20 protein-coding genes are annotated in these 24529 nt (G+C 70.1%); 12 read left to right on the forward strand and 8 right to left on the reverse strand.

Features of this window, described 5'->3' with window-relative positions; all coding sequences use genetic code 11:
• Window positions 1-2 precede the first annotated feature (2 nt).
• The gene (locus OG453_RS25765; protein ID WP_266870856.1) at window positions 3-1961 is read left to right on the forward strand and encodes a kelch motif-containing protein; all 1959 of its coding nucleotides are present in this window, start codon (window positions 3-5) and stop codon (window positions 1959-1961) included.
• Between the two features lie 7 nt (window positions 1962-1968).
• Here OG453_RS25765 and OG453_RS25770 read toward each other — a convergent pair whose 3' ends face one another.
• Entirely contained in the window at window positions 1969-3006 is a 1038-nt protein-coding gene (locus tag OG453_RS25770; RefSeq protein ID WP_266870857.1) for a glycoside hydrolase family 6 protein, read from the reverse strand.
• A gap of 130 nt (window positions 3007-3136) precedes the next feature.
• The gene (locus OG453_RS25775) at window positions 3137-4120 is read right to left on the reverse strand and encodes a DUF5937 family protein (protein ID WP_266870858.1); all 984 of its coding nucleotides are present in this window, start codon (window positions 4118-4120) and stop codon (window positions 3137-3139) included.
• A gap of 82 nt (window positions 4121-4202) precedes the next feature.
• Here OG453_RS25775 and OG453_RS25780 point away from each other — a divergent pair, with 82 nt between their 5' ends.
• The 5 genes from OG453_RS25780 (at window position 4203) to OG453_RS25800 (ending at window position 9469) form a co-directional block, all read left to right on the forward strand.
• Window positions 4203-5486 (forward strand): MFS transporter, encoded by a 1284-nt coding sequence (locus OG453_RS25780; protein WP_266870859.1) that lies wholly within the window; start codon window positions 4203-4205, stop codon window positions 5484-5486.
• 10 nt (window positions 5487-5496) lie between these two features.
• Window positions 5497-6006 carry a MarR family winged helix-turn-helix transcriptional regulator gene (locus tag OG453_RS25785; protein WP_266870860.1) on the forward strand — a complete coding sequence of 170 codons (510 nt, stop codon included), beginning with the start codon at window positions 5497-5499 and terminating at the stop codon, window positions 6004-6006.
• Window positions 6007-6073: 67 nt separating this feature from the next.
• Window positions 6074-6406, forward strand: coding sequence for a DUF3817 domain-containing protein (locus tag OG453_RS25790; protein ID WP_266870861.1), 333 nt, complete (start codon window positions 6074-6076; stop codon window positions 6404-6406).
• A 74-nt stretch (window positions 6407-6480) separates the two neighbouring features.
• Entirely contained in the window at window positions 6481-8181 is a 1701-nt protein-coding gene (locus OG453_RS25795; protein ID WP_266870862.1) for a methylmalonyl-CoA mutase, read from the forward strand.
• Between the two features lie 190 nt (window positions 8182-8371).
• The gene (locus OG453_RS25800; RefSeq protein ID WP_266870863.1) at window positions 8372-9469 is read left to right on the forward strand and encodes an alpha/beta fold hydrolase; all 1098 of its coding nucleotides are present in this window, start codon (window positions 8372-8374) and stop codon (window positions 9467-9469) included.
• Between the two features lie 37 nt (window positions 9470-9506).
• On the opposite strand, the gene OG453_RS25805 is transcribed toward OG453_RS25800, so the two are convergent.
• Complete coding sequence (locus OG453_RS25805) at window positions 9507-10889, reverse strand: cell wall metabolism sensor histidine kinase WalK (protein ID WP_266870864.1); 1383 nt, start codon at window positions 10887-10889, stop codon at window positions 9507-9509.
• Entirely contained in the window at window positions 10886-11590 is a 705-nt protein-coding gene (locus OG453_RS25810) for a response regulator transcription factor (RefSeq protein ID WP_266870865.1), read from the reverse strand. Before OG453_RS25810 ends, OG453_RS25805 begins: the two co-directional genes overlap by 4 nt.
• Window positions 11591-11788: 198 nt before the next feature.
• On the opposite strand from OG453_RS25810, the gene OG453_RS25815 reads away from it, so the two are divergent.
• Together OG453_RS25815 and OG453_RS25820 are read left to right on the forward strand one after the other, a co-directional pair.
• Window positions 11789-12970: a glycosyltransferase gene (locus OG453_RS25815; RefSeq protein ID WP_266870867.1), complete on the forward strand. Its 1182-nt coding sequence runs from the start codon at window positions 11789-11791 to the stop codon at window positions 12968-12970.
• Window positions 12967-13971, forward strand: a complete 1005-nt coding sequence (locus OG453_RS25820) for an SDR family NAD(P)-dependent oxidoreductase (RefSeq protein WP_266870868.1) — start codon at window positions 12967-12969, stop codon at window positions 13969-13971. Before OG453_RS25815 ends, OG453_RS25820 begins: the two co-directional genes overlap by 4 nt.
• A gap of 76 nt (window positions 13972-14047) precedes the next feature.
• On the opposite strand, the gene OG453_RS25825 is transcribed toward OG453_RS25820, so the two are convergent.
• Window positions 14048-14680: a TetR/AcrR family transcriptional regulator gene (locus tag OG453_RS25825; protein WP_266870869.1), complete on the reverse strand. Its 633-nt coding sequence runs from the start codon at window positions 14678-14680 to the stop codon at window positions 14048-14050.
• Window positions 14681-15029: 349 nt separating this feature from the next.
• On the opposite strand from OG453_RS25825, the gene OG453_RS25830 reads away from it, so the two are divergent.
• The 4 genes from OG453_RS25830 (at window position 15030) to OG453_RS25845 (ending at window position 19288) form a co-directional block, all read left to right on the forward strand.
• On the forward strand, window positions 15030-16016 hold the full coding sequence (locus OG453_RS25830) for a tetratricopeptide repeat protein (RefSeq protein WP_266870870.1): 987 nt from the start codon (window positions 15030-15032) through the stop codon (window positions 16014-16016).
• Window positions 16017-16664: 648 nt separating this feature from the next.
• Complete coding sequence (locus OG453_RS25835) at window positions 16665-17282, forward strand: DUF6230 family protein (RefSeq protein ID WP_266870871.1); 618 nt, start codon at window positions 16665-16667, stop codon at window positions 17280-17282.
• Window positions 17283-17418: 136 nt separating this feature from the next.
• The gene (locus OG453_RS25840) at window positions 17419-17985 is read left to right on the forward strand and encodes a DUF6114 domain-containing protein (protein WP_266870872.1); all 567 of its coding nucleotides are present in this window, start codon (window positions 17419-17421) and stop codon (window positions 17983-17985) included.
• On the forward strand, window positions 17975-19288 hold the full coding sequence (locus OG453_RS25845; protein ID WP_266870874.1) for a hypothetical protein: 1314 nt from the start codon (window positions 17975-17977) through the stop codon (window positions 19286-19288). The genes OG453_RS25840 and OG453_RS25845 overlap by 11 nt, the downstream gene beginning before the upstream one ends.
• Window positions 19289-19385: 97 nt before the next feature.
• On the opposite strand, the gene pyk is transcribed toward OG453_RS25845, so the two are convergent.
• The 3 genes from pyk to pta all read right to left on the reverse strand — a co-directional run bounded on the left by pyk (window position 19386) and on the right by pta (window position 24262).
• Window positions 19386-20816 carry a pyruvate kinase gene (gene pyk, locus OG453_RS25850; RefSeq protein ID WP_266870876.1) on the reverse strand — a complete coding sequence of 477 codons (1431 nt, stop codon included), beginning with the start codon at window positions 20814-20816 and terminating at the stop codon, window positions 19386-19388.
• An 87-nt stretch (window positions 20817-20903) separates the two neighbouring features.
• Window positions 20904-22118, reverse strand: coding sequence for an acetate kinase (locus OG453_RS25855; protein ID WP_323178668.1), 1215 nt, complete (start codon window positions 22116-22118; stop codon window positions 20904-20906).
• 65 nt (window positions 22119-22183) lie between these two features.
• Window positions 22184-24262, reverse strand: a complete 2079-nt coding sequence (gene pta / locus OG453_RS25860) for a phosphate acetyltransferase (protein ID WP_266870880.1) — start codon at window positions 24260-24262, stop codon at window positions 22184-22186.
• Window positions 24263-24529: the final 267 nt, after the last annotated feature.

Consider the following 24529-nt stretch of genomic DNA (forward strand, 5'->3'; position numbering starts at 1 on the left):
CCATGGCCTACCGGCCCTCGAAACGGACGAAGAAGACACTCCTCGGAGTCGGGGCGGGCGCGCTGCTCGTCGGACTCAACGCACCGGCGGCGCTCTCCTTCGCGGAGCAGCAGTACTACGAGTACAAGATCGCCCAGCCCGGCTACAAGGCGAAGTACGGCTCCTGGAAGCAGATCGGTATTCCTGACGAGTACCGCACCAATGCCATCCACGCGGCGCTCCTGCACACCGGCAAGGTCCTGATCGTCGCGGGCTCCGGCAACGAGCAGAAGAAGTTCGACAAGGGGTCCTTCGACACGATCCTCTGGAATCCGAAGACGGACACCTTCAAGAAGATCGCGACCCCCGAGGACTTCTTCTGCTCCGGGCACGCCCAACTCCCCGACGGGCGCCTCCTGGTGGCGGGCGGCACGGCGCGCTACGAACTCCTCGACGGCGAGATCGAGCGGGCCGGCGGCGGCATGCGGGTCAAGAACGAGAACCCCGACAAGCCGCTCGTTCTGAAGAAGGGCACCCGCTTCCGCTCGCCCTCCGGCGTCGAGTACGTGAGCAGGTTCGACGTCAACGTGCCCAAGGCCAAACGGGACTTCAAGATCACGTACACCAAGTCCGGGGTGATGCAGCCCTGGAAGGCGACGGTCAAGGCGAGCGAGGCACGCGTCTTCGTGGAGGCCGTCCAGGAGGGCGAGCGGTCCGTCACCGAGGAGTCCGCGCAGTACGAGATCGAGGGCCTGACCGGCAAGGAAGCGGACAACGCCTACGGGATCGCCGAGAAGATCACCATGGACAAGCAGGACTTCCAAGGGATCAAGGCGGCCTACGAGTTCGACCCGAAGGCCGAGAAATACATCCCCGTCGAGCCGATGGAGAAGGCCCGTTGGTACCCGACGCTCGTCGGTCTCGACGACGGCAGGGTGCTCGCGGTCTCCGGGCTCGACGACGTGGGCATGATCGACCCGGGCGACAACGAGATCTACGACCCGAAGACGAAGAAGTGGACCAACGGGCCCAAGCGCTACTTCCCGACCTACCCCGCGCTCTTCCTCACCAAGGGCGGCAAGCTCTTCTACCCGGCGTCGAACGCGGGCTACGGCCCTGCCGACAAGGGCCGTGCCCCCGGCCTGTGGGATCTGAAGACCAATAAGTTCCAGAAGATCCCCGGGCTTGTCGATCTCGATCAGACGGAGACGTCCGCGTCCGTGCTGCTGCCGCCCGCGCAGGATCAGAAGGTGATGATCCTTGGTGGTGGAGGTGTCGGTGAGTCCGAGAAGGCGACCCGGCGCACGGCGGTGGTGGATCTCAAGGAGGACAGCCCCGTCTTCCGGACCGGGCCCCAACTCCCGCATGGCACCCGCTACTTGAACAGCGTGATCATGCCGGACGACTCGGTGTTCACGTCCAACGGCTCCACGGACTACCGGGGGCGCGGCGCGAGCAACCTCCTCAAGGCGCAGTTCTACGACCCCAGGACGAACGCCTTCCGTGAGGCGGCGTCACCCAGAGTGGGCCGCAACTACCACTCCGAGGCGCTGCTGCTGCCCGACGGACGGGTCGTCACCTTCGGCTCCGACCCGCTCTTCGACAACCAGGAGAACACCAAGCTCGGCCACTTCGAGCAGCGCATGGAGGTCTTCACGCCGCCCACCCTGCACAAGGCCGGCAAGGACCGTCCCGTGCTCGGCAAGGGGCCCGAGGTTCTTGCCGCCGACGGCCGCGCGACGTTCCGTACGCGAGACGCGGCGAAGATCGCGTCGGCCCGGCTGATGCGCCCCAGCGCGGTGACGCACACGACGGACGTGGAGCAGCGGTCGATCGCGCTCGGGCTCACCAAGGGCAAGGGTTCGGTGACGGTGGACGTGCCCCGGGGCGACACCGCGCTGGTGCCGCCGGGCTGGTACATGCTGTTCGTGACGGACCGGAACGGCACGTCGTCCGAGGCCAAGTGGATCCACGTGAAGTGACGTGCCCTCAGGCGCCCTTGGCGTTGAGCGCGAGGCCCAGCGCGTAGTCGGGCCACCACTGGCCGGCCTCCGGGCCGCCCCGGCACGGTCCGTCCGAGTCGCCGGGGCGCTTGATCCACAGGACCGCGTCGAGCAGCGCGTCGCCCGTCTTGTCCGTGGGCGGGGTGCCGAGGCCCCGGCCCGGCGGATTGCACCAGGCGTCCTCGCGGTCGCCGGCCAGCGGACCCTTGCCGTTGCGGCTGGTGTCCATCACGAAGTGTTTCCCGCCGACCGTTCCCGACAGGCTGCGGCCGTACGCCTTGATCGTCTCGTCGTTCTGGAAGTTGGAGACATTCAGCGAGAAGCCGTCGGCCCGGTCGATGCCGGCCTGCCGGAGCGGTTCGGTGAGCTTGGCCGCCTGGTCGATCCAGCCGGGGTTGCCCGCGTCCAGATAGACCTTCACCCGGGGCTGCTGCTTGAACCGCTGGATGGCTTCGGAGAGCAGTTGGTAGCGGTCGGCGTGATACTCGCCGGGCGTGCAGCCGTCCACGATGTGCGGGATCGCGTCGGGCTCCAGGATGACGAGGGCCGGGCGGTCCCCGATCGTCCCCGCGAACTTGTCGATCCACTGGCGGTAGAAGTCGGAGCTGTGCGCGCCGCCCGCGGAGTGCTGGCCGCAGTCGCGGTGCGGGATGTTGTACGCGACGAACACGGCGGTGCGGTTGCTCTGTGCGGCACCGTCGACGGCGGCCTTGATGTCGGGCGCCGGGTTGTCGCCCGCGGGCCACACCGCCATCGGCCGCTCGGAGATCCGCTTGAGCGCGGCGGCGTCCTGGGGGCGCCCCTCCTGCTCCCACTGCTCGACCTGCCGGGCCGCGGCGCTCTTCGGGTCGACCCAGAAGGCGCTTTCGGGAGGCCGGTCGGCGGCGGTGGAGGGGCCCGCGTCGGCGGCCGGCTTCTCCTTGCCGGAGCCGGACCCGGAGCCGGACGAGCAGCCCGTGAGCCCGAGGGCCGTGAGGGCCGTGAGGGCCGTGAGTGCCGTGAACGTGCGGAGCAGCCGGTGCATCCAGACCCCTTGGGCGACGGTGACGCGTCGCGGCAATCGTTACATAACGGTCGAATACGCTTCGGTTGCGACACCGGGACCGGTCGCCTCAGATCGACTCGGATCACCTCAGATAGCGCCTTGGGCCGCCTCAGATGCCGCCACTCGCCAGCGCGATGCCCAGCGGCGTCCGCTCGTACAGGACCTGATGCCCGTACCGCCGCGAGACCAGCAGACCCGCGTCGCGCAACGTGCCCAGGTGCGCGGACACGGATGACGGGGCCAGGCCCAGGCGGTGGGCGAGGGCCGAGGTGGTGGCGGGGTCGCCGAGCGCGGCGAGGACGGTCGCCCGGCCGCGGCCGAGGAGGCGTACGAGTGCTTCGGGCGTACGTTCGCCGGGCCCCGCCCAGAGCCCGGCGAGGCCGCGTGCGGGATAGGCGATGGTCGGCTGCCACGGCGGGTCGTGCCCGCCGACCACGTCGGGCCAGGTGAAGACGCTCGGCATCAGGACCAGGCCCTCGCCCCGCAGATCGCGCACATGCTCGCCGTTCCAGTCCACGGCGAGCGTCCCCGCGTTCCAGCTGAGCCGCGGGTCGAGCTCGCTCAGGAGCCCGCCGAGCCCGACCTCGGCGAGGCGGCGCGAGTGGAAGGCCACGTCGGCCTCCAAGAGGGTGCGAAGGCGGGGCCAGTCCGGCTCGATCAGGGCGTGCCAGGCGGCCTCCATGACGTCCGCGAGCTCCCGCACCGCGCGCGCCGGATCGCCGACGAGCGCGCGCCCCAGCGGGCTGGCCGCCGCCCCCGGCGTGCAGTCCAGGGCACGGGCCATGTCGTCGAGCGCGACCTCCGGGTCCGTCGCGCGCACGGCCGCGATCTCCTCATCGAAGGTGGCCGCGGGCCCGATCGGCGGCGGCCCGAGGAAGTCGGGGCAGTGCCCGCGGCGCGGCATCAGGAGCCAGACCGCCGCGAGGTCGAGCCGCGCACCCGCCCCGCGGATCCGCCGCAGCCACTGCGGGTGGTAGCCGTGCCGGTCGGGGCGCTTGAGGGTGCGCACGGCCTCCTGCGTCTCCCACAGGGGCGAGATCGCGAACCGGCAGCGCAGCAGGTCGTCCTGCCCGAAGTGCAATTGATACGGCATGACGCCCCCGCCCGAAAGACCGCCCGATTCGCCTGGAGCCGAAACTCTAGGGCGAGGGCACGCGCGCGTGCAGGGTGCGGACATGCCCGAAGAGAAACCCACCGGCTACCGCCGCGTTTTCGCCGTCCGTGAGTTCCGCACCGTCTTCCTCGCGCACGCCCTCTCGCTGCTCGGCGTCATCGTCAGCGAGGTCGCGCTGACCGTCCTCGTGTACTCGCTCACCGGGTCGCCGCTGCTCAGCGCGCTCACCTTCGCGCTCGGCATGCTGCCCTACCTGATCGGGGGGACGCTGCTCTCCGGGATCGCCGACCGGTATCCGCCCCGCCGGGTGCTCGTGCTCTGCGACCTCCTGTGTGCCGGGTGCGCGGCCCTGATGGCGCTGCCCGCGACGCCCGTCTTCGCGCTGCTCGCGCTGCGGTGCGTCATCGCCGTCGTCTCGCCGGTCTTCAACGGGACGCGGATGGCGACCCTCACCGACATCCTCGGGGACGGCGATCTGTTCGTGCTCGGGCGCTCCCTGCTGCGGATCGTCTCGCAGAGCTCCGTGCTCGTCGGCTTCGGCCTCGGCGGCGTGCTGCTCACCTTCGTGCCCGCGCGCGGGGCACTCGTCATCACCGTCTGTACGTTCCTGGCGTCGGCGCTGCTCCTGCGGCTCGGCACGCGGCGCAGGCCCGCCCGCGGGGACGGTGGCTCAGCGCTCGTCCGCTACTCCCTCGGCGGCACGCGGCAGATCCTCGGCGACCGCCGGATCCGGGCGCTGCTGCTCCTGCTCTGGGCACCGCCGATGTTCATGGTCGCCCCGGAGGCGCTCGCCGCCCCGTACGCCGACGAGATCGGCGTCGGCGTCGCGGGCGTCGGCCTGCTGATGTGCGCGCTGCCGGTCGGCACGATCGCGAGCGAGCTGTACGCCGGGTCCGTGCTCTCCGCGGGCACCCGTGCCCGCATCGCCCTGCCGCTCGCCTCCGTCACACTGCTGCCGCTCGCCGTGTACGCCGTGACGCCGGGCCTGGTCTGGGCGATGCTCGCCCTCGCGCTCGCCGGGGCCGGGTCCGCGTACACCCTGGGCCTCGACCGCTGGTTCGTCGACGCCGTGCCGCAGGAGCTGCGCGGGCGGGCCATGACCGTGCACACGGCCGGGCTCATGACGATCCAGGGGGTCGGCATGGCGCTCGCCGGTCTTGCCGCCGAGTTCTTCGCGGTGAGCACGGTCGTGACGGGCGCGGGCATCCTGGGCACGGTGTGCTGCCTGGTCCTGGTGGTGGAAGTCCGGGCCACGGCCCGTACCGCTCCCGGCGGATCCAATGACGTACGGGAACGGGCGACCGAATTGCGAGACGGGGCTGACCAGCATGTGACCGGCGGGTAAGGTCTTTGGCGTGCCGAAGCCGCTCAGCCTTCCCTTCGATCCCATCGCCCGCGCCGACGAACTCTGGAAGCAGCGCTGGGGATCGGTCCCGGCCATGGGTGCGATCACCTCGATCATGCGGGCGCACCAGATCCTGCTCGCCGAGGTCGACGCGGTCGTCAAGCCGTACGGACTGACCTTCGCGCGCTACGAGGCGCTGGTCCTGCTGACCTTCTCGCAGGCCGGCGAGCTGCCGATGTCGAAGATCGGCGAGCGGCTCATGGTCCACCCCACGTCGGTCACGAACACGGTCGACCGCCTGGTGAAGTCCGGCCTCGTCGACAAGCGCCCGAACCCCAACGACGGGCGCGGCACGCTCGCCTCCATCACGGAGAAGGGCCGCGAGGTCGTCGAGGCCGCCACCCGCGAGCTGATGGCGATGGACTTCGGGCTCGGGGTGTACGACGCCGAGGAGTGCGCGGAGATCTTCGCGATGCTGCGGCCGCTGCGGGTCGCGGCGGAGGACTTCGAGGAGCAGTAGGGGGCGGGCGGTACCGGAAGCGGGGCCGCCGGAAGATCGCGCAAAACGGGCCGATACCCTCGAACGCATGAAGAAGAGCGTGCTGACCCGATACCGGGTGATGGCCTATGTCACCGCCGTCATGTTGCTCGTGCTGTGCACCTGCATGGTTTTCAAGTACGGCTTCGACAAGGGTGAGGACCTGACGCTGGTCGTCTCCCAGGTCCACGGCGTCCTCTACATCATCTACCTGATCTTCGCCTTCGACCTGGGCTCCAAGGCGAAGTGGCCCTTCGGGAAGCTGCTCTGGGTGCTGGTCTCGGGCACCATTCCGACGGCCGCGTTCTTCGTCGAGCGCAAGGTCGCGCGGGACGTCGAGCCGCTGATCGTCGACGGTTCGCCGGTCACCGCCAAGGCGTAGCCTCCACCGCCGCGGAGATACCCGTGGCGGTCAGCCATCGACATTTACTAGGACGTCCTAGTAAATTCGAAGGTATGGACGCTGACGCCATCGAGGAGGGCCGCCGTCGCTGGCAGGCCCGGTACGACACCGCGAAGAAGCGCGACGCGGATTTCACGACGCTCTCCGGCGACCCGGTCGAGCCCGTCTACGGGCCGCGGCCCGGGGACACCTATGAGGGATTCGAGCGGATCGGATGGCCCGGCGAGTACCCCTTCACCCGCGGACTCCACCCCACCGGCTACCGCGGCCGGACCTGGACCATCCGCCAGTTCGCCGGCTTCGGCAACGCCGAGCAGACGAACGAGCGCTACAAGATGATCCTGGCCGCCGGCGGCGGCGGCCTCTCCGTGGCCTTCGACATGCCGACCCTGATGGGCCGCGACTCCGACGACGCGCACTCGCTCGGCGAGGTCGGGCACTGCGGGGTCGCCATCGACTCGGCCGCCGACATGGAGGTCCTGTTCAAGGACATCCCGCTCGGTGACGTCACGACGTCGATGACGATCTCCGGACCCGCCGTCCCCGTCTTCTGCATGTACCTGGTCGCCGCCGAGCGGCAGGGCATCGACCCGGGCATCCTGAACGGCACGCTCCAGACGGACATCTTCAAGGAGTACATCGCCCAGAAGGAGTGGCTCTTCCAGCCCGAGCCGCACCTGCGCCTCATCGGCGACCTGATGGAGCACTGCGCGCGCGACATCCCCGCGTACAAGCCCCTGTCGGTCTCCGGCTATCACATCCGCGAGGCCGGGGCGACGGCCGCGCAGGAGCTGGCGTACACGCTTGCCGACGGCTTCGGTTACGTCGAGCTGGGCCTGAGCCGCGGCATGGACGTGGACGTCTTCGCGCCCGGACTGAGCTTCTTCTTCGACGCGCACCTGGACTTCTTCGAGGAGATCGCCAAGTTCCGCGCGGCCCGCAGGATCTGGGCCCGCTGGATGCGGGACGTGTACGGCGCCAAGACCGACAAGGCCCAGTGGCTGCGCTTCCACACGCAGACCGCGGGGGTCTCCCTGACGGCACAGCAGCCGTACAACAACGTCGTACGCACCGCCGTCGAGGCGCTCTCCGCGGTCCTCGGCGGCACCAACTCCCTGCACACGAACGCCCTCGACGAGACCCTCGCGCTGCCCAGCGAGCAGGCCGCCGAGATCGCGCTGCGCACGCAGCAGGTGCTGATGGAGGAGACCGGCGTCGCCAACGTGGCGGATCCGCTGGGCGGTTCCTGGTACGTGGAGCAGCTCACCGACCGTATCGAGGCCGACGCCGAGAAGATCTTCGAGCAGATCAAGGAGCGGGGGCGTCGGGCGCACCCGGATGGGCAGCACCCCATCGGGCCCATCACCTCCGGGATCCTGCGGGGCATAGAGGACGGCTGGTTCACCGGCAACATCGCCGAATCGGCCTTCCAGTACCAGCAGTCCCTGGAGAAGGGTGACAAGCGGGTCGTGGGCGTCAATGTCCACCATGGTTCCGTCACCGGTGACCTGGAGATTCTGCGGGTCAGTCATGAGGTGGAGCGGGAGCAGGTGAAGGTGCTCGGGGCCCGCCGGGGTGCGCGGGACGATGCGAGGGTGCGGGCCTCGCTGGACGCCATGCTGGCTGCCGCGCGGGACGGGTCGAACATGATCGGCCCCATGCTGGAGGCGGTGCGGGCCGAGGCGACCCTCGGGGAGATCTGTGATGCGCTGCGGGATGAGTGGGGGATTTACACCGAGCCGCCTGGGTTCTAGTTCGGGGGTTTGGTGGTGCGTGGGGATCTGCGGGCTCGTTGTGGCTTGTCGCGCCCACGCGGCGGAGCCGCAAGTGTCACAGCCCCGCGCCCCTGCGGGGCGCACCTGCATGGTCGAAGTGATGGGTGTGGTCGGCACTTAGTTGGGTAGGCGCGGCGAACGTCAGTTCGTTCTGCCCCTGGAGCCACCTGTGTCACCTGCGAGCCTGCCCGGGCCCACCCGTACCGCCGTCACCGCCATCGGAGTCGCCTCGGTCACTCTGCTCGGTGCGCTGGCGGTGGGCGGTTCCGGTGAGGTGAGCGCCAGCCCGCCGGCCGAGCCGAAGGTCCAGGACGCCTTCGACTCGCTGGGCCCCGAGGTGTACGCGGCGAAGCTGGCGAACGGGCGGACGGCGCACTACTCCGACTCCGGCAACAAGGACGGCAAGCCCGTCCTCTACATCGGCGGCACCGGCACCAGCGCCCGCGCCGCGCACATGACGGACTACTTCCGTACGACGCGCGAGAACCTCGGCCTGCGCATCATCTCCGTGGAGCGCAACGGCTTCGGCGACACCGAATTCGACAAGGGCCTGGGCAAGGCGGACTTCGCGAAGGACGCGCTGGAGGTGCTCGACCGGCTGAAGATCGACGACGTCAGCGTCGTCGCGATCTCCGGCGGCGGGCCGTACGCGGCGGAGCTGGCCTCGCGGGCGCCCGGGCGGATCTCGGCGCTGCATCTGGCCGCCGCGCTCCCGCCGTACGGGGCGAAGCCCGCGTACTGCGCGATGTCCGACGAGGCGCTTGCCGCCGCCCTGAAGGACTCGATCAAGGATCCCCGCAAGTGGTGGGCGTTCCCCGACGACAGCCCCGTCAAGTCGATACCGGGCTTCGCCGACACGGCGTACGAAGAGGGCGCGCGGACCTACAACCAGCGCGGCCAGCAGGCCGATCCGGCGCCGCAGGTGCACGAGCAGAAGCTGTACTGCGAGCGGCCGGGCCCGGATCTCGCGAAGCTCGACGCCCCCGTCTACCTCTACGGCGGAAAGAAGGACACGACCGTTCCGCCGGCCACCCTCAAGACCTGGCAGGAGGCGCTGCCCGACACGGCGAAGGTGCGTACGTACGCCGACTCCGGGCACGACGTGCAGTACCGGCACTGGGATCAGATCCTGGTCGACCTGGCCGGGCAGGGGGAGCGGACGGTCATCTGCCGCGGCAAGCACACGAAGGTGCCGTACGCGAAGGAAGCGGACCGGCTCGTCGCCGAGGGCAAGGCGACGCTCGGCAGTTGCGCGTGGACCAAGTAGGGGTGGACCAAGTAGGAGTGGACCCAGTAGGCGTGGGCTAAGCAGGGAGCGTCAGTCTGAACTGCGCGCCGCCGCCCGGCGCCGCCTCGGCGGTCAGCTCCGCGCCATGCGCGTGCGCGATCTGGCGTGCCATCGCCAGGCCAAGGCCCGAGCCCGGAAGGGCGCGGGCCTTCTCCGCGCGGTAGAAGCGGTCGAAGACGTAGGGGAGGTCCTCCGCCGCGATGCCGGGCCCGTGGTCGCGGACCGTCAGGGTGGTGCGGGTGAGGGTCACTTCCACCGGCGTCCCCGGCGGGCTGAACTTGGCCGCGTTGTCGAGGAGGTTCGTCAGCAGGCGGGACAGGCGTGCGGGGACTCCTGGGATGTTCAACTCGGCGGCTTCCGGGGCCACTTGGAGGGTGAAGGGGACCTGGGGCCAGTGGCCGCGCGCCGCGTCCACCCCGTGGGCCACCAGTGGTGCGAGGCGTACCTCCTCCAGGAGGGGCTGTGGCTCCTCGTCCCGGGCCAGCTCGATCAAGTCGTTGACCATGCCGGTGACTTCACGGAGCTGGCGGGTCAGGGCTCCTGATGCCCGGTCGCGCTGAGTGTCCGTCAGGCGGTCGGCCCGGGCCAGGAGTTCCGCGTTCGTACGCAGCGCCGTCAGCGGCGTACGCAGCTCGTGCGAGGCGTCGGCGACGAGGCGGCGGCGGGCGGTGACCGACTCCTCCAGCTCGGCCAGCATGGTGTTGAAGGAGGTCGCGAGCCGCGTCACCTCGTCCTCGCGGCCCGGTGGCCCCGGCGGCAGCTCGATGCGGTGCCGGGCGTCGCGGGTGGCCGCGATGCGTTCCGCGGTGGCGGTGAGGCGGGCGACCGGGGCGAGGGCGGTGCGCGAGACCCAGTAGCCGCCGAGCCCGGAGAGCAGGATGCCGACGCCGCCCACCGCCGAGAGGAGGTACGCGGTCTGCCGCACGCCCCGGTTCGCGATGTCGGCCCGCAGGGCGACCTGCACGGCCTCGCCCTTGCCGTAGCTGGTGGTGAGCATCCGGACCGGCTTCCCGTGCAGCGTGAAGTCCGTTCTGTACGGCGCCAGTTGGCCGCTCGCGACCCGCCGGGTGGCGGACGAGACCGGGAGGAGGTAGGGCTCGGACGGGTCGTCGTCCGCGTCGGCGGGGACGATCTGCGAGCAGGCCGGTGCGCCGAGGAACCGGCACTGGCCCGTGACGACGCCCGGCCCGCCGTCGTGCTGCTGCTGGGCGATCAGGGTCGCCGACTGGGCGAGGTTCTGGTCGAGCTGCTGGTACAGCTTGAAGCGGATGACGAGGAACGCGGCCATGCACACCCCGACCGCGACGAGGGCGACCGCCGCGGCGGTGGCCACCGCGAGCCGGGCGCGCAGCGGGCGGCGGCGGCGCCACCGGGCGCCGAGCCTGCGGCGGGCGCTCATGGGCTGCCGAGCCGGTAGCCGACGCCGTGCACGGTGTGCACGATGCGGGGCTCGCCGTCCGACTCCAGCTTGCGGCGCAGATAACCGACGTACACGGCAAGGGAGTTGGAGTCCGGGCCGAAGTCGCGGCCCCATACCGACTCCTGGATCAGTTCGCGGGGCAGCACCTGGCCCGCGTTGCGCAGGAGCAGTTCGAGCAGGGCGGCTTCGGTGCGGCTGAACTCGATCGGGCGGGAGCCCCGGCGGCCGGTGCGGGTGGCCGGGTCGAGGGTGAGGTCTCCGTAGCTGAGCTCGCCGCCGGTTTCGTCGGCGGCGCGCTCGGGGGCGGCGCGGCGCAGCAGGGCCCTGACGCGGGCCACCAGCTCGTCCAGGGCGAAGGGCTTGACCAGGTAGTCGTCCGCGCCCGCGTCGAGGCCGTCGACGCGTTCGCTGACGGAGTCCAGGGCGGTGAGGACGAGTACGGGGGTGCGGTCGCCTGCGGCGCGCAATTGGCGGCATACGGCGAGGCCGTCCAGGACCGGCATCAGGACGTCCAGGACCAGGAGGTCGGGCTCCCAGCGGGCCACTGCCGTGAGCGCGCGCTGGCCGTCGGCGGCGCCGCGGACCAGGTGGCCCTCGATCGTGAGGGCGTCCTCTACCGCTGCGCGGACCTCGGGGTCGTCATCTACTACGAGAATCTTGGCGGCGGGGGCTTGCGTCACGTGGGGCCTGCCGTGCCGGTGCTGGGCGCCTGGTTCATCGGTGCCCGGCGGTGTGGCGTCGTGCCCACCCGTTCCGCCGTGCGGAACGCCTGCCCACAACGCGGACGGGCGTCGCTTGTGCTCGGAGATCTCATGGATCAAAGGTGCCAAACCTTGCTCTTAAAACACTCTTAGACCTGCTCGTGATGCTCCATTGCCATGCGAACACCCGATATGCGATCTCCCGATGCGGGGGCCAGGCCGCCGCTCTCCGTCGTCATCGGCGCGGGCGGCACCGGCGGGCACATCTATCCCGGGCTCGCCCTCGCCGACGCCCTGCGGCGGGCCGTGCCCGGCGCGGTCGTCTCCTTCGTCGGTACGGAACGGGGGCTTGAGACCCGGCTGATACCGGACGCCGGGTACCGGCTCCACACCGTCGACATGATTCCGTTCGACCCGTCGCTCGGCGCCAAGCGGTATCTGCTGCCCGCCGCCCTGGTGAAGTCCGGCGCCCAGTGCCGGGCGATCCTGCGGGCACAGGGCGCGCAGGTGGCCGTCGGCATGGGCGGCTACCCGAGCGCCCCGGTCATCGTCGGCGCCAGGATGGCCGGTCTGCCCAGCCTCATCCACGAGTCGAACGCCGTCCCCGGCCGCGCCAACCGTTTCGCCGCCCGGCTCACCCCGAACATCGCGGTCGCCTTCGACCGCAGCAAGGCGCATCTGCCCGGCGGCGACCGGGCCTTCACCACCGGGATGCCGATCGCCGCGCCGCTCGCCGCGCTCGACCGTGCCGCGCTGCGGGCCGAGGCCCGCCGGGAGTACGGGGTGCCGGAAGCGGCCCGGATGCTGCTCTTCAACGGCGGCAGTCTCGGTGCGGCCCGGCTCACCGAGGCGGCCGTGGGGCTCGCGGCGCGCTGGCGGCACCGCGGCGATGTACAGCTCCTCATCAAGACCGGGCCCGCCGCCCTCGACGAGACGCGGCGGCGCCTGACGGAGGCGGGTGCGGACACCATCGCCCGCGCCGTGCCCTACCTCGACCGGATGGACCTCGCGTACGCCGCCGCGGACCTGGTCGTCTGCCGCGCCGGTTCGGCGACCGTCGCGGAGCTCGCCGCCACCGGGGTTCCGGCCGTCCTCGTCCCCTACCCGCACGCGCCCGGCGACCACCAGACCCACAACGCGCGGGTCCTCTCCGACGCGGGCGCGGGTCTGCTGCTGTCCGACGGCGAGACGACGGCGGCGCGGCTCGCGGAGCTTGTCGGGCCGCTGCTCGCCGATCCCGCGCGGCTCGCCGCGATGAGCGGTGCGGCCGATCCGGGGCCGCACGCCCGCGCCGCCGATCTGCTCGCCGAGCGGGTCATCCAACTCACCCACCACGCCTCTCACTTGGAGTACGCATGAACCGCAACGACACCTTCGACTGGACCGGCCGTACTGTCCTCGTCACCGGAGCCGAGGGCTTCATCGGCTCGACGCTCGTCGATCTGCTCCTGGAGCAGGGCGCGAAGGTCCGCGCCTTCGTGCACTACAAGCCGTACGCGGAGAAGGGGCACCTCGCGCATCTGCTCGGCGACCCGCGGGTCGAGATGCTCGCGGGCGACGTCCGGGACGCCGGGCGCGTGATGGACGCGGTCGAGGGCTGTGACACCGTCTTCCACCTGGCCGCGCTGATCGGCATTCCGTACTCGTACGACTCCCCGGGCGCGTACGTCCAGACGAATGTCGTCGGCACGGAGAACGTGGCGGAGGCGTGCCGGCGGCACTCGGTGCGGCGGCTGGTCCACACGTCCACCAGCGAGGTGTACGGGACGGCGCTGACCGCCCCCATCTCCGAGGATCACCCGCTTCAGCCCCAGTCGCCGTACTCCGCGTCGAAGATAGGCGCCGACATGATGGCGCTCTCCCACTGGCACGCCTTCGAGCTGCCGGTGACGGTGGTGCGCCCCTTCAACACGTACGGGCCGCGGCAGTCGGCCCGCGCGGTGATCCCCACGATCCTGGCCCAACTCCACTCCGGGGCACGGGAGATCAAGCTGGGCTCGCTGACGCCGACGCGTGATTTCACGTACGTGACGGACACCGCGCGGGGGTTCATGGCGCTGGCGGGGTGTGCGGGTGCCGTTGGCCATGCGGTGAATCTCGGGGTGGGCCGGGAGATTTCGATCGGTGACCTGGCGGAGGCGTTGATCGTGGCGTCCGGCCGCGAGGCGAAGGTGGTCGTCGACCCGTCCCGCCTCCGCCCCTCCGGGAGCGAGGTGCAGCGGCTGCTGTCCGACAACTCCCTCGCTCGGGAGCTGTCGGGGTGGGAGCCTCAGGTTTCCCTGACGGAGGGGTTGAAGCTGACCTCGGCCTGGGTTGCCGAGAACCTGCGCCTCTTTGCTCCGGACCGCTATCAGGTCTGATCTTCGGCCGCGGGCTGTGTGTGGCTGGTCGCGCAGTTCCCCGCGCCCCTTGCGGGGCACTCTCGTCGCCGCCCGATCAAGGTTGCGCCGCAGCCGCCGACAGCCCGCCCAGCAGCAGCAAGGTGAAGCTGCGGGCCCAGGCCTCGTCGATTGGTTCCGCGCTGACCAGGGCGCGGTGGACCACCGCGCCCGCTGTCACGTCGAAGATGAGGTCGGCCGTCCGCGCGGCGGCCGCGGGGTCGGGTTCCGGGGGGAGTTCCCCCCGCTGCTGTGCCCGCTGCCGCCCCGCGAGGACCAGCCGCTTCTGGCGGTCCACGATCGACGTGCGGATCCGCTCCCGCAGGGGCTCGTCCGACGTCGACTCGGCGACCACCGCCATCAGCGCGGTCTTCGTCTCGGGGCGGCTCAGCAGTGCCGCGAACTGCAGGACCACGCCCTCGATGTCGGCGGCGAGGCTGCCCCGGTCCGGCAGTTCCAGCTCGTCGAAGAGTTCCGCCACCGCGTCCACGACCAGCTCGCTCTTGCCCGCCCAGCGGCGGTAGAGGGTCGTCTTGGCGACGCCGGCCCGCGTGGCGACATCGCCGAGGGTCAGCTTGGACCAGCCGAGTTCGACCAGTGCCTGACGGGTCGACTCCAGGATCGCGGTGTCCGCCGCCGCGCTGCGGGGACGGCCGCCCGTGCGGGCGGATGGGGGGATGCGGCTCTGCATCCCGCGACCATACCGGCCAGTACGGATCCGTCCTGAACGGCGGCGAGTGAGCGAGATCACCGAAGTTCGTCCAGGTGGGCGGTCCACGCGCGACGCGGGACAGTTACGCTACGACTCGTAGCGAAAGATCGTGAGCGGCAGACGAACGGCACTTCTCGAAGCCCACGATCCGAAGCAGCGACAGTGGAGCGACAACCACAGCGACACCACAGGTACGGGGTGGGGACCCCGTACCGACAACCAGCGGTCCTCCTCGGGACCTTGGCACCGCGGCCGTCCGTGGCCCCGCAATCCGGCGGGGGGTCACGGACAGGCGCGGTTCCCGCACGGCTTGGGGGAGGATGTACTCATGCAGCCACGGAACATGTCCATGAGCGGAGTCGTCGACCTCGCCGCCGTGAAGGCGGCCCAGGAGGCCAAGGCGAAGGCGGAGCAGGCGCGCGCCGAAGCGGCCCGGCAGGGCGGCGGCGCCGTGTCCGCCGTTTCTCCCGCGAGTCTCGTCATCGACGTAGACGAGGCGGGCTTCGAGAGCGAGGTCCTGCAGCGTTCCACCGAGGTCCCGGTCGTCATCGACTTCTGGGCCGAGTGGTGCGAGCCGTGCAAGCAGCTGAGTCCGCTGCTCGAAGGCCTCGCGCGGGAGTACAACGGCCGGTTCGTCCTCGCCAAGATCGACGTCGACGCCAACCAGATGCTGATGCAGCAGTTCGGGGTCCAGGGGATCCCGGCCGTCTTCGCGGTGGTGGCCGGGCAGGCCCTGCCGCTCTTCCAGGGCGCGGCCCCGGTGGAGCAGATCCGCCAGACCCTGGACCAGCTGATCCAGGTCGGAGAGGAGCGCTTCGGCCTGACCGGTCTCGTCGTCGACCCGGACGCCCAGGGCGGCGACCAGGAGGCGCCCGCTCCCGCCGAGGTTCCGGCGGGTCCCTATGACGCGCTGCTCGAAGCGGCGGTCGAGGCGCTTGACGCGGGCGACCTGGGCGGCGCGGTCCAGGCGTACCGCAACGTACTCGGCGACGACCCGGGCAACACGGAGGCCAAGCTCGGTCTCGCCCAGGCCGAACTGCTGCAGCGCGTCCAGGGCCTGGACCCGCAGCAGGTCCGCAAGGACGCGGCCGACAACCCCGCGGACGTGCCGGCGCAGATCGCCGCCGCCGACCTGGATCTGGTGGGCGGTCATGTCGAGGACGCCTTCGGGCGGCTCATCGACGCGGTGCGGCGCACGGCGGGCGAGGACCGGGACGCCGCGCGGGTGCGGCTGCTCGAACTCCTCGAAGTGGTCGGCTCGGACGACCCGCGGGTGACGGCGGCGCGCACACAGCTCGCGCGGGTCCTGTTCTGACCCTGTTCGACCCCTCGCGAGTCGTTCGCTGACCAGTCCCTAAACACTGGGGCTTGTGATGCCCGAGTGAAAACTTGGTCGCCAAGGCGCCACAGTGGCCGCGTTTTACCAAATCTTGGTAATCGCGGCCGCTGTTACTTGGAGTAAGTCCGAGCCGGTCTTCTGTCCGGTTGCGTCCTTCAACATCCCGGTCTGTTCCGCGCGTTGACGACACCGTCCGTGCCCGACCGATACCGCGCGGTCGTGCATCGGTTATCGCGCCGTTACTAGCGAGTAACGAACCCCCTTGTGCGGGCGGCGAGAATGCACCACGATCGGCGACGCTCGGTCCAATAACCCGCAGCCCGACAGCCAATCGGGAGCGGGGTTTCTGGGTCCCCACCGAGCAGGCCGGAGACACCCCGTCACCGGTCTTGGACAGGGGGGTCTCTGCCATCCGGCAGGGCCTGTCCGGCAGGTTGTGCGTGTTGCGTGCGACCAGTGGTTGTCGCTCGGGGGTGATCGCCGGTGATTAGGGCGCAGTTGCGCGCCTCCGATGCGGGCGCTCTCCTTCCCGAGGACGTAGCACTTCTCCCATCCCTGCCCGACTGAGCCGCCCGAACGGGAGCAGTCAGGGCCGGAGATGTACGTCCGAGAAGGAGGAAAGTCATGGAGTCCGTGGCTCGTGGCGGAACCAGATGGAAGCGGTTCGCCGTAGTCATGGTGCCGAGCGTCGCGGCTACTGCCGCGATAGGCGTGGCCCTGTCCCAGGGTGCGCTGGCGGCATCGTTCAGTGTGTCCGGTCAGCAGTTCAAGGTGACTGCCGACCAGCTCGACGGCGAGGGATTCGTCCAGTACGGGGCGCTTGACAGCGGTAAGTCGGGTAACCACCCGGTCGCCGTCGTCGGCCTCGAATCGGCGAAGATCACCAACCTGTGCCAGTCCGTTGTCGTCCCGGTCCCGGTCTTCGGCGATGTGTCGATGACCCTCAAGGCCGGCGCCAAGGGCGGCCCGAGGGTCGAGGCGAAGAAGCTCTACATCGACGCCGATGACCTGAAGGCCGACGCGACGTTCACCAACGTCGACATCGGCGTCTCGGTCGACCAGACCACCAAGGGCCCCGGCCCGGCGAAGGGCGACAAGTACGCCCCGGACTCGTTCGCGCAGCAGGCTGACAAGGTGCGGTTCACCGACGTCAAGCAGCGTGCGTGGGCGACCACCGCCGGCACCTTCAAGCTCTCTGGCCTGGCGATGTCGGTCAAGAAGGGCAAGCACGAGTGCTACTGAGGCAATTGACGCCTTAATTCAGTACTTGTTGCGAAGAACGGCCGGGCGCGGGGACGCGACGGAACGTGAGTCGTCCCCGTGCCCGAAACCGCAGGACACACAGAACCAAACGCCATTCCCCGAGGAGCTGTACGACATGAGCGCCGAAGCGCAAGTGGGCCTTGGCATCAAGCTCGGCCGGATGCGCCGATCGTTCCGAGGGTGGCGCGGTCAGCGCCCGTTCTGGGGTGGTCTGCTGACGTTGCTCGGCGGCATCCCGATCATGTACTTCCCGTACGCGAACCTCACGCTCGGCACGATGACGATCCGGATGGCGACCACCGCCGGTGCCGGTTCGCTGATCATCGGTGTCCTGCTTGTCGTGCTCGGTCTGACCATGTGGTTCCAGCCGCATTCCCGGGTGTTCGCGGGTGTCGCGGCGATTCTGCTCGCTCTGGTCTCCCTGGTGGTCTCCAACTTCGGCGGCTTCGTCATCGGTTTCCTGCTCGCCCTGATCGGCGGTGCCCTCGGCATCTCGTGGGCGGCGGCCAAGCCCGATGCCAAGCCCGCGAAGGGACGTGCCGACCAGGACGGCGACGGCTCCGACGACGGGGCGCCGGAGCCCGCGGCCGCGGGGGCCGCGAACGGGGTGAGCGGCACTACGGACGATCTGTCAGGAACGAGCCCGGACAACGGGACGAACGGGAGGCACCGTGCCGGCTGACGAGGTGCACCATGAGGACTCCGCGGGCCAGTCCCGCGCGAGATCCGGGCCGCGCCACGCGGCACCCAGAAAGCCGCTCCTTACCCGCCTGCACGTTCCGGCGGGCAAGGCGATAGCCATCGCGGCCATGCCGACCGCCGTCCTGATGGGCATGGGACTGACCCCGCAGCTCGCGCAGGCCAAGCCGCTGCCGAAGAACCCCTTCCAGGACGGCCCGTGTGTCACGGCGCCGGACGAGGCGTCCAAGGACGCCGAGAAGGAGGCCGACAAGGCTGCGGAGGAGAAGGCGGCGAAGGAGAAGGCCGAGCAGGAAGCGGCCGAGAAGGACGAGGCCGGCAAGGACACCGCCGAGCCGACGCCTTCGCCCTCCGCCGACGACAAGGCCGGCTCGGGCGACGACGGCGCGGACGAGGCGGAGCCCACTCCGTCGCCGTCCGACGACGCCGACAAGGAGGAGACGGAGCCCGCTCCGGAGCCTTCCGAGACCGAGACCGAGAACCCGCTGGACCCGCTGGGTGTCGGACCCGCGCTCAAGGACCTCTTCACGCCCGACGAGGAGGAGTCCGCCGAGCCGACGCCGACGCCCTCCGCCTCGGAGGAGTCCTCCGAGGACACGGCGAAGGACACGGTCGAGGACGTCACCAAGCCCGTTGAGGACACCGCCGACAAGGTCGAGGACGGCGTCAAGGACGGTGCGGACAAGGCCGGGAACCCCGCCGACAAGGCTGACAAGGCCAAGGAAGAGGCCGAGAAGGCGGCGGACGACGCGACCGACGAGGGCGCCGAGGCCAAGGACCCGATGGCACCGGACGAGAACGGCAAGAAGCCGTTCCCGTGCGTGGTCGAGAAGAAGGTCGACGGAAAGGCCGAGCAGACGCCCGCGCCGATCCCGAACCAGCCTTGGCACCTGGAAGCCAGCTCTCTGACGCTCAAGGGCGCGGACTACCAGGGCGTCGTGAACCTGACGCAGCCCAACGGCCAGACCAAGCAGGCCTTGAAGTACGTCATCCAGAACACGGACATCGGCGACCTGCACCAGATCGTCGAAGGACCGGCCGGCAAGAAGTACCACGTGCAGGCCGAGAAGGGCTCCACCTCCACGATCCGTGGCGGGGAGACGACGATGTACACCGAGTCGATCTCCGGCAAGCTCTTCGGCCTGATCCCGATCACGTTCGACCCGGAGCACCCGCCGCCGCTGAACATCCCGCTGATCTACTTCACGGACGTGAAGGTGAAGCAGGCCGGTCAGTTCGGCGGAAACCTGCACGTCCCCGGGCTGCACCAGTCGATCACCGACTGATCTCTCCAGTCGCGACAGACCCGTTCGGGAGCCGCAACACCACTGAGGGCGCCCCCCTTCACAGGGGGCGCCCTCAGTGGCGTACAGGACGGGCGGGTCAGTCGCGGTCGCCGCCGCCCAGGTGGTGCACCCGGACCATGTTGGTGGTGCCGGGGACACCGGGGGGCGAGCCCGCGGTGATGACGACCGTGTCGCCGTCGTTGAACTTCTGCAGCTTGATCAGCTCGGCGTCGACCAGCTCGACCATCGCGTCGGTGTTGTCCACGTGCGGGACGACGTACGTGTCCACGCCCCAGCTCAGGGCCAGCTGGTTGCGGGTCGACTCGTCCGTGGTGAATGCCAGGATCGGCTGCGCGGCGCGGTAGCGGGAGAGCCGGCGGGCCGTGTCGCCGGACTGAGTGAAGGCGATCAGCGCCTTGCCGCCGAGGAAGTCCGCGATCTCGCAGGCGGCACGGGCGACCGAACCACCCTGCGTACGCGGCTTCTTGCCGGGCACGAGCGGCTGCAGACCCTTGGCGAGCAGCTCCTCCTCGGCCGCGGTGACGATCTTCGACATCGTCTTCACGGTCTCGATCGGATACGCGCCCACGCTCGACTCGGCGGACAGCATGACCGCGTCCGCGCCGTCCAGGATCGCGTTGGCGACATCGGACGCCTCGGCGCGCGTGGGGCGCGAGTTGGTGATCATCGACTCCATCATCTGGGTCGCGACGATCACCGGCTTGGCGTTGCGGCGGCACATCTCCACGAGGCGCTTCTGCACCATCGGGACCTTCTCGAGCGGGTACTCGACGGCCAGGTCGCCACGGGCCACCATCACGGCGTCGAACGCCGCGACGACGCCCTCCATGTTCTCGACGGCCTGCGGCTTCTCCACCTTGGCGATGACGGGGACCCGGCGGCCCTCCTCATCCATCACCTTGTGGACGTCCTTGACGTCGTCGGCGTCGCGCACGAAGGACAGGGCGACCATGTCGCAGCCCATCTTCAGGGCGAAGCGGAGGTCCTCGACGTCCTTCTCCGAAAGGGCGGGCACGTTCACGGCCGCGCCGGGCAGGTTGATGCCCTTGTGGTCGGAGATGACACCGCCCTCGATGACGATGGTCTTGACCTGGGAGCCCTCGACGTCCATGACCTTCAGCTCGACGTTGCCGTCGTTGATGAGGATCTGGTCGCCGCGCGAGACGTCGCCCGGCAGGCCCTTGTAGGTGGTGCCGCAGATCGACTTGTCACCGGGCACGTCATCGGTGGTGATGGTGAACTCGTCACCGCGCACCAGCTCGACGGGTCCCTCGGCGAAGGTCTCCAGACGGATCTTCGGCCCCTGCAGGTCGGCGAGGACGCCGACCGCCCGGCCGGTCTTCTCGGCGGCGGCCCGGACGCGGTCGTACCGCCCCGAGTGCTCGGCGTGCGTGCCGTGGCTGAAATTGAATCGGGCCACGTTCATGCCGGCTTCGATCAGCGAGACGAGCTGTGCTTCGGAGTCGACGGCTGGACCCAGCGTGCAGACGATTTTGGAACGGCGCATGGGGGCGATCCTATCGGTTTGTTTCGCTACGGAATATTCCGTCTGGTGGAAACTACAAATGGGCGGAGGCGCGCTCAGGCGTTGCGGTCATGGCCGATTCCCGACCAGTGCGTAGGTCTGCTGCGCGATCTCCAGCTCCTCGTCCGTCGGGACAACAGCCACGGTGACCCGTGCGTACTCCGGCGAGATGAGCCGTGCCTCGTCGGAACGTACAGCGTTCAGCTCGCCGTCGACCGCGAGCCCCAGCTCCTCCAGGCCCGCGACGGCAGCCTCCCGCACGGGAGCCGCGTTCTCGCCGACCCCCGCCGTGAACGCGACGGCGTCCACCCGGCCGAGCACCGCGTAGTACGCGCCGATGTACTTCTTCAGACGGTGGATGTAGATGTCGAAGGCGAGCGCGGCCGCCTCGTCGCCCTCGTCGATGCGGCGCCGGATGACCCGCATGTCGTTGTCGCCGCAGAGCCCGATCAGGCCGCTCTTCTTGTTGAGCAGGGCGTCGACCTCGTCGATCGACATCCCGCCGACGCGGGCCAGATGGAAGACGACCGCCGGGTCCACGTCACCGGAGCGGGTACCCATCACGAGCCCCTCGAGCGGCGTGAGCCCCATCGACGTATCGACGCACTTGCCGCCGCGGACGGCGCTCGCGGAGGCGCCGTTGCCCAGGTGCAGCACGATGACGTTCACGTCCTCGGGCGCCTTGCCGAGCAGCTTGGCGGTCTCGCGCGACACGTACGCGTGCGAGGTCCCGTGGAAGCCGTAGCGCCGCACGCGGTGCTCGTCGGCGGTGGCCACGTCGATCGCGTAGCGGGCCGCCGACTCCGGCATCGTCGTGTGGAACGCCGTGTCGAAGACGGCGACCTGGGGGAGGTCGGGGCGCAGCGCCTGGGCCGTGCGGATGCCGGTGATGTTGGCCGGGTTGTGCAGCGGCGCCACCGGGACGAGCCGCTGGATCTCCGCGAGCACCTCGTCCGTGATGACGGTGGGCGCGCTGAACTTCAGGCCGCCGTGCACCACGCGGTGGCCGATCGCGGCCAGTTCGGGGGAGTCAAGGCCGAGCCCGTCGGCGGCCAGCTCGGCGGAGACCGCCTTCAGGGCCGCCTCGTGGTCGGCGATCGGCTCCTCGCGCTCCCGCTCCTCGGCGCCGCCGCCGATCAGCGGGGTGTGCTTGAGCCGCGAGGTCTCCTCGCCGATGCGCTCGACCAGGCCGACCGCGAGACGTGAGCTGTCGCGCATGTCGAGCAGTTGGTACTTCACCGACGAGGAGCCGGAGTTGAGGACGAGGACGCGGGTGGCGGTCACGGGGGAGGTGCTTTCTGTAGACGTCGTACGGGATTGGATATCTGTCATCTGATATCTGTCATCGGTCACACGTTGGCCGGGCCCTGGGCCTGGATCGCGGTGATGGCGACGGTGTTGACGATGTCCTGGACGAGGGCGCCGCGGGACAGGTCGTTGACCGGCTTGCGCAGACCCTGGAGGACCGGGCCGACGGCGATCGCGCCGGCCGAGCGCTGGACCGCCTTGTAGGTGTTGTTGCCGGTGTTGAGGTCCGGGAAGATCAGCACGCTGGCCTGGCCCGCGACCTCGGAGTCCGGCAGCTTCGTCGCCGCGACCGAGGGCTCGACGGCGGCGTCGTACTGGATCGGCCCCTCGATCTTCAGATCGCTGCGTGTCGCGCGCACCAGCTCGGTCGCCTCGCGCACCTTGTCGACGTCCGCGCCCGAACCCGACGTGCCCGTCGAGTACGAGAGCATCGCGATCCGCGGCTCCACGCCGAACTGCTCGGCGGTGGCGGCCGCCTGGACGGCGATGTCGGCGAGCTGCTCGGCGTTCGGATCCGGGTTCACCGCGCAGTCGCCGTACACGAGAACCTTGTCGGCAAGGCACATGAAGAAGACCGACGAGACGATCGAGGCGTCGGGCTTGGTCTTGATGATCTCGAAGGCGGGCCGGATGGTGGCGGCCGTGGAGTGAACAGAACCCGAAACCATGCCGTCGGCGAACCCCTCCTGCACCATCAGCGTGCCGAAGTAGTTCACGTCCGCGACGACGTCGTACGCGAGCTCCACCGTGACGCCCTTGTGGGCGCGCAGCTCGGCGTACTTGGCGGCGAAGGCGTCGCGCAGCTCGGAGGTCTGCGGGTCGATGAGCTGCGCGGAGGTGAGGTCGACGCCGAGGTCCGCGGCCTTCTTGCGGATCTGCTCGACCGGGCCGAGGAGGGTCAGGTCGCAGACGCCGCGGCGCAGGAGCACGTCGGCGGCGCGCAGGACGCGCTCCTCGGTGCCTTCGGGCAGCACGACGCGGCGCTTGTCCGAGCGGGCCGTCTCGAGCAGCTTGTGCTCGAACATCATCGGCGTGACGCGGTCGCTGCTGGGCGCCGATACGCGCTTGAGGAGGCCGCCGGTGTCCACGTACCGCTCGAAGAGGCCGAGGGCCGTCTCCGCCTTGCGGGGTGTGGCGGCGTTCAACTTCCCTTCCAGGGCGAAGAGTTCGGCCGCGGTGGGGAAGGAGCCGCCGGAGACGGCGATGACCGCGGTGCCGGGTGCGAGCCGGTCGGCGAGCTTGAGGATCTCCTCGCCCGGCTGCTCGTTGAGGGTCAGCACGACGCCCGCGATGGGCGGCGTACCGGCGCTGTGCGCGGCGAGCGAGCCGACGACGAGGTCGGCGCGGTCGCCGGGGGTGACCACGAGGCAGCCCGGGGTCAGGGCGTTCAGGAAGTTCGGCAGCATGGCGCCGCCGAAGACGAAGTCGAGCGCGTCACGGGCCAGGCCCGCGTCGTCGCCGAGGACGACCCGGCCGCCGAGCGCGTGGGTGATCTGGGCGACCGTGGGGGCGGCGAGCGCCGGCTCGTCGGGCAGGACGTAGCTGGGCACGGGCAGACTGGCCGCGAGCCGTTCGTCGATCTCGTCGCGGTCGGCGGGGGCGACCCGGTTGGTGACCATCGCCAGGACGTCGCAGCCGAGCGACTCGTACGCGCGATAGGCGTTGCGCGTCTCGGCGCGCACCGATTCGGCGGTCTGGTTCTTGCCGCCGACGACGGGTATGACCGCGGCGCCGAACTCGTTGGCGAGACGGGCGTTGAGTGCGAGCTCGTCGGGGAGCTGGGTGGCGGCGAAGTCGGTCCCCAGGACGAGGACGACCTCGTAGTCCCTGGCCACCCGGTGAAAACGGTCGACGAGCTGGGAGACCAGCTCGTCGGTGCCCTGCTCGGCCTGGATCGCGGAGGCCTCGTGGTAGTCCATGCCGTACCCGGAGGCCGCGTCCTGCGCGAGCCGGTAGCGGGCGCGGAGGAGATCAAACAAACGATCGGGCCCGTCATGGACGAGGGGCCGGAAGACCCCCACCCGGTCGACCTGACGGGTCAGGAGCTCCATGACTCCCAGCTCGATGACCTGGCGGCCGTCGCCCCGGTCGATCCCGGTCACGTACACGCTGCGCGTCACGCGTGCTCTCTCCTTCTTCGCTGCGGTCTGGGTACCCGTCCCGGCAAGACCGGGCAAGGCTGCACAAATGACCCGATAAGGTTGCCGTGCCCCCTTGACAATACCTCCGTGGCTGGCTAGGCCGCCCGCCGGACGAAAGGCCCTGTCGGGCGGCCCCAAGCCCCTCCTCCCCAGGATCCGGCGGCCCAGCCGCGAGCGGCGACCCCTCCGCGGCCATGGAACAATCGGACCGGCTCACAAGTATCAACAGGGAGCAGGAGACACAGC

The organism is Streptomyces sp. NBC_01381 (assembly GCF_026340305.1).
Taxonomy (GTDB): domain Bacteria; phylum Actinomycetota; class Actinomycetes; order Streptomycetales; family Streptomycetaceae; genus Streptomyces.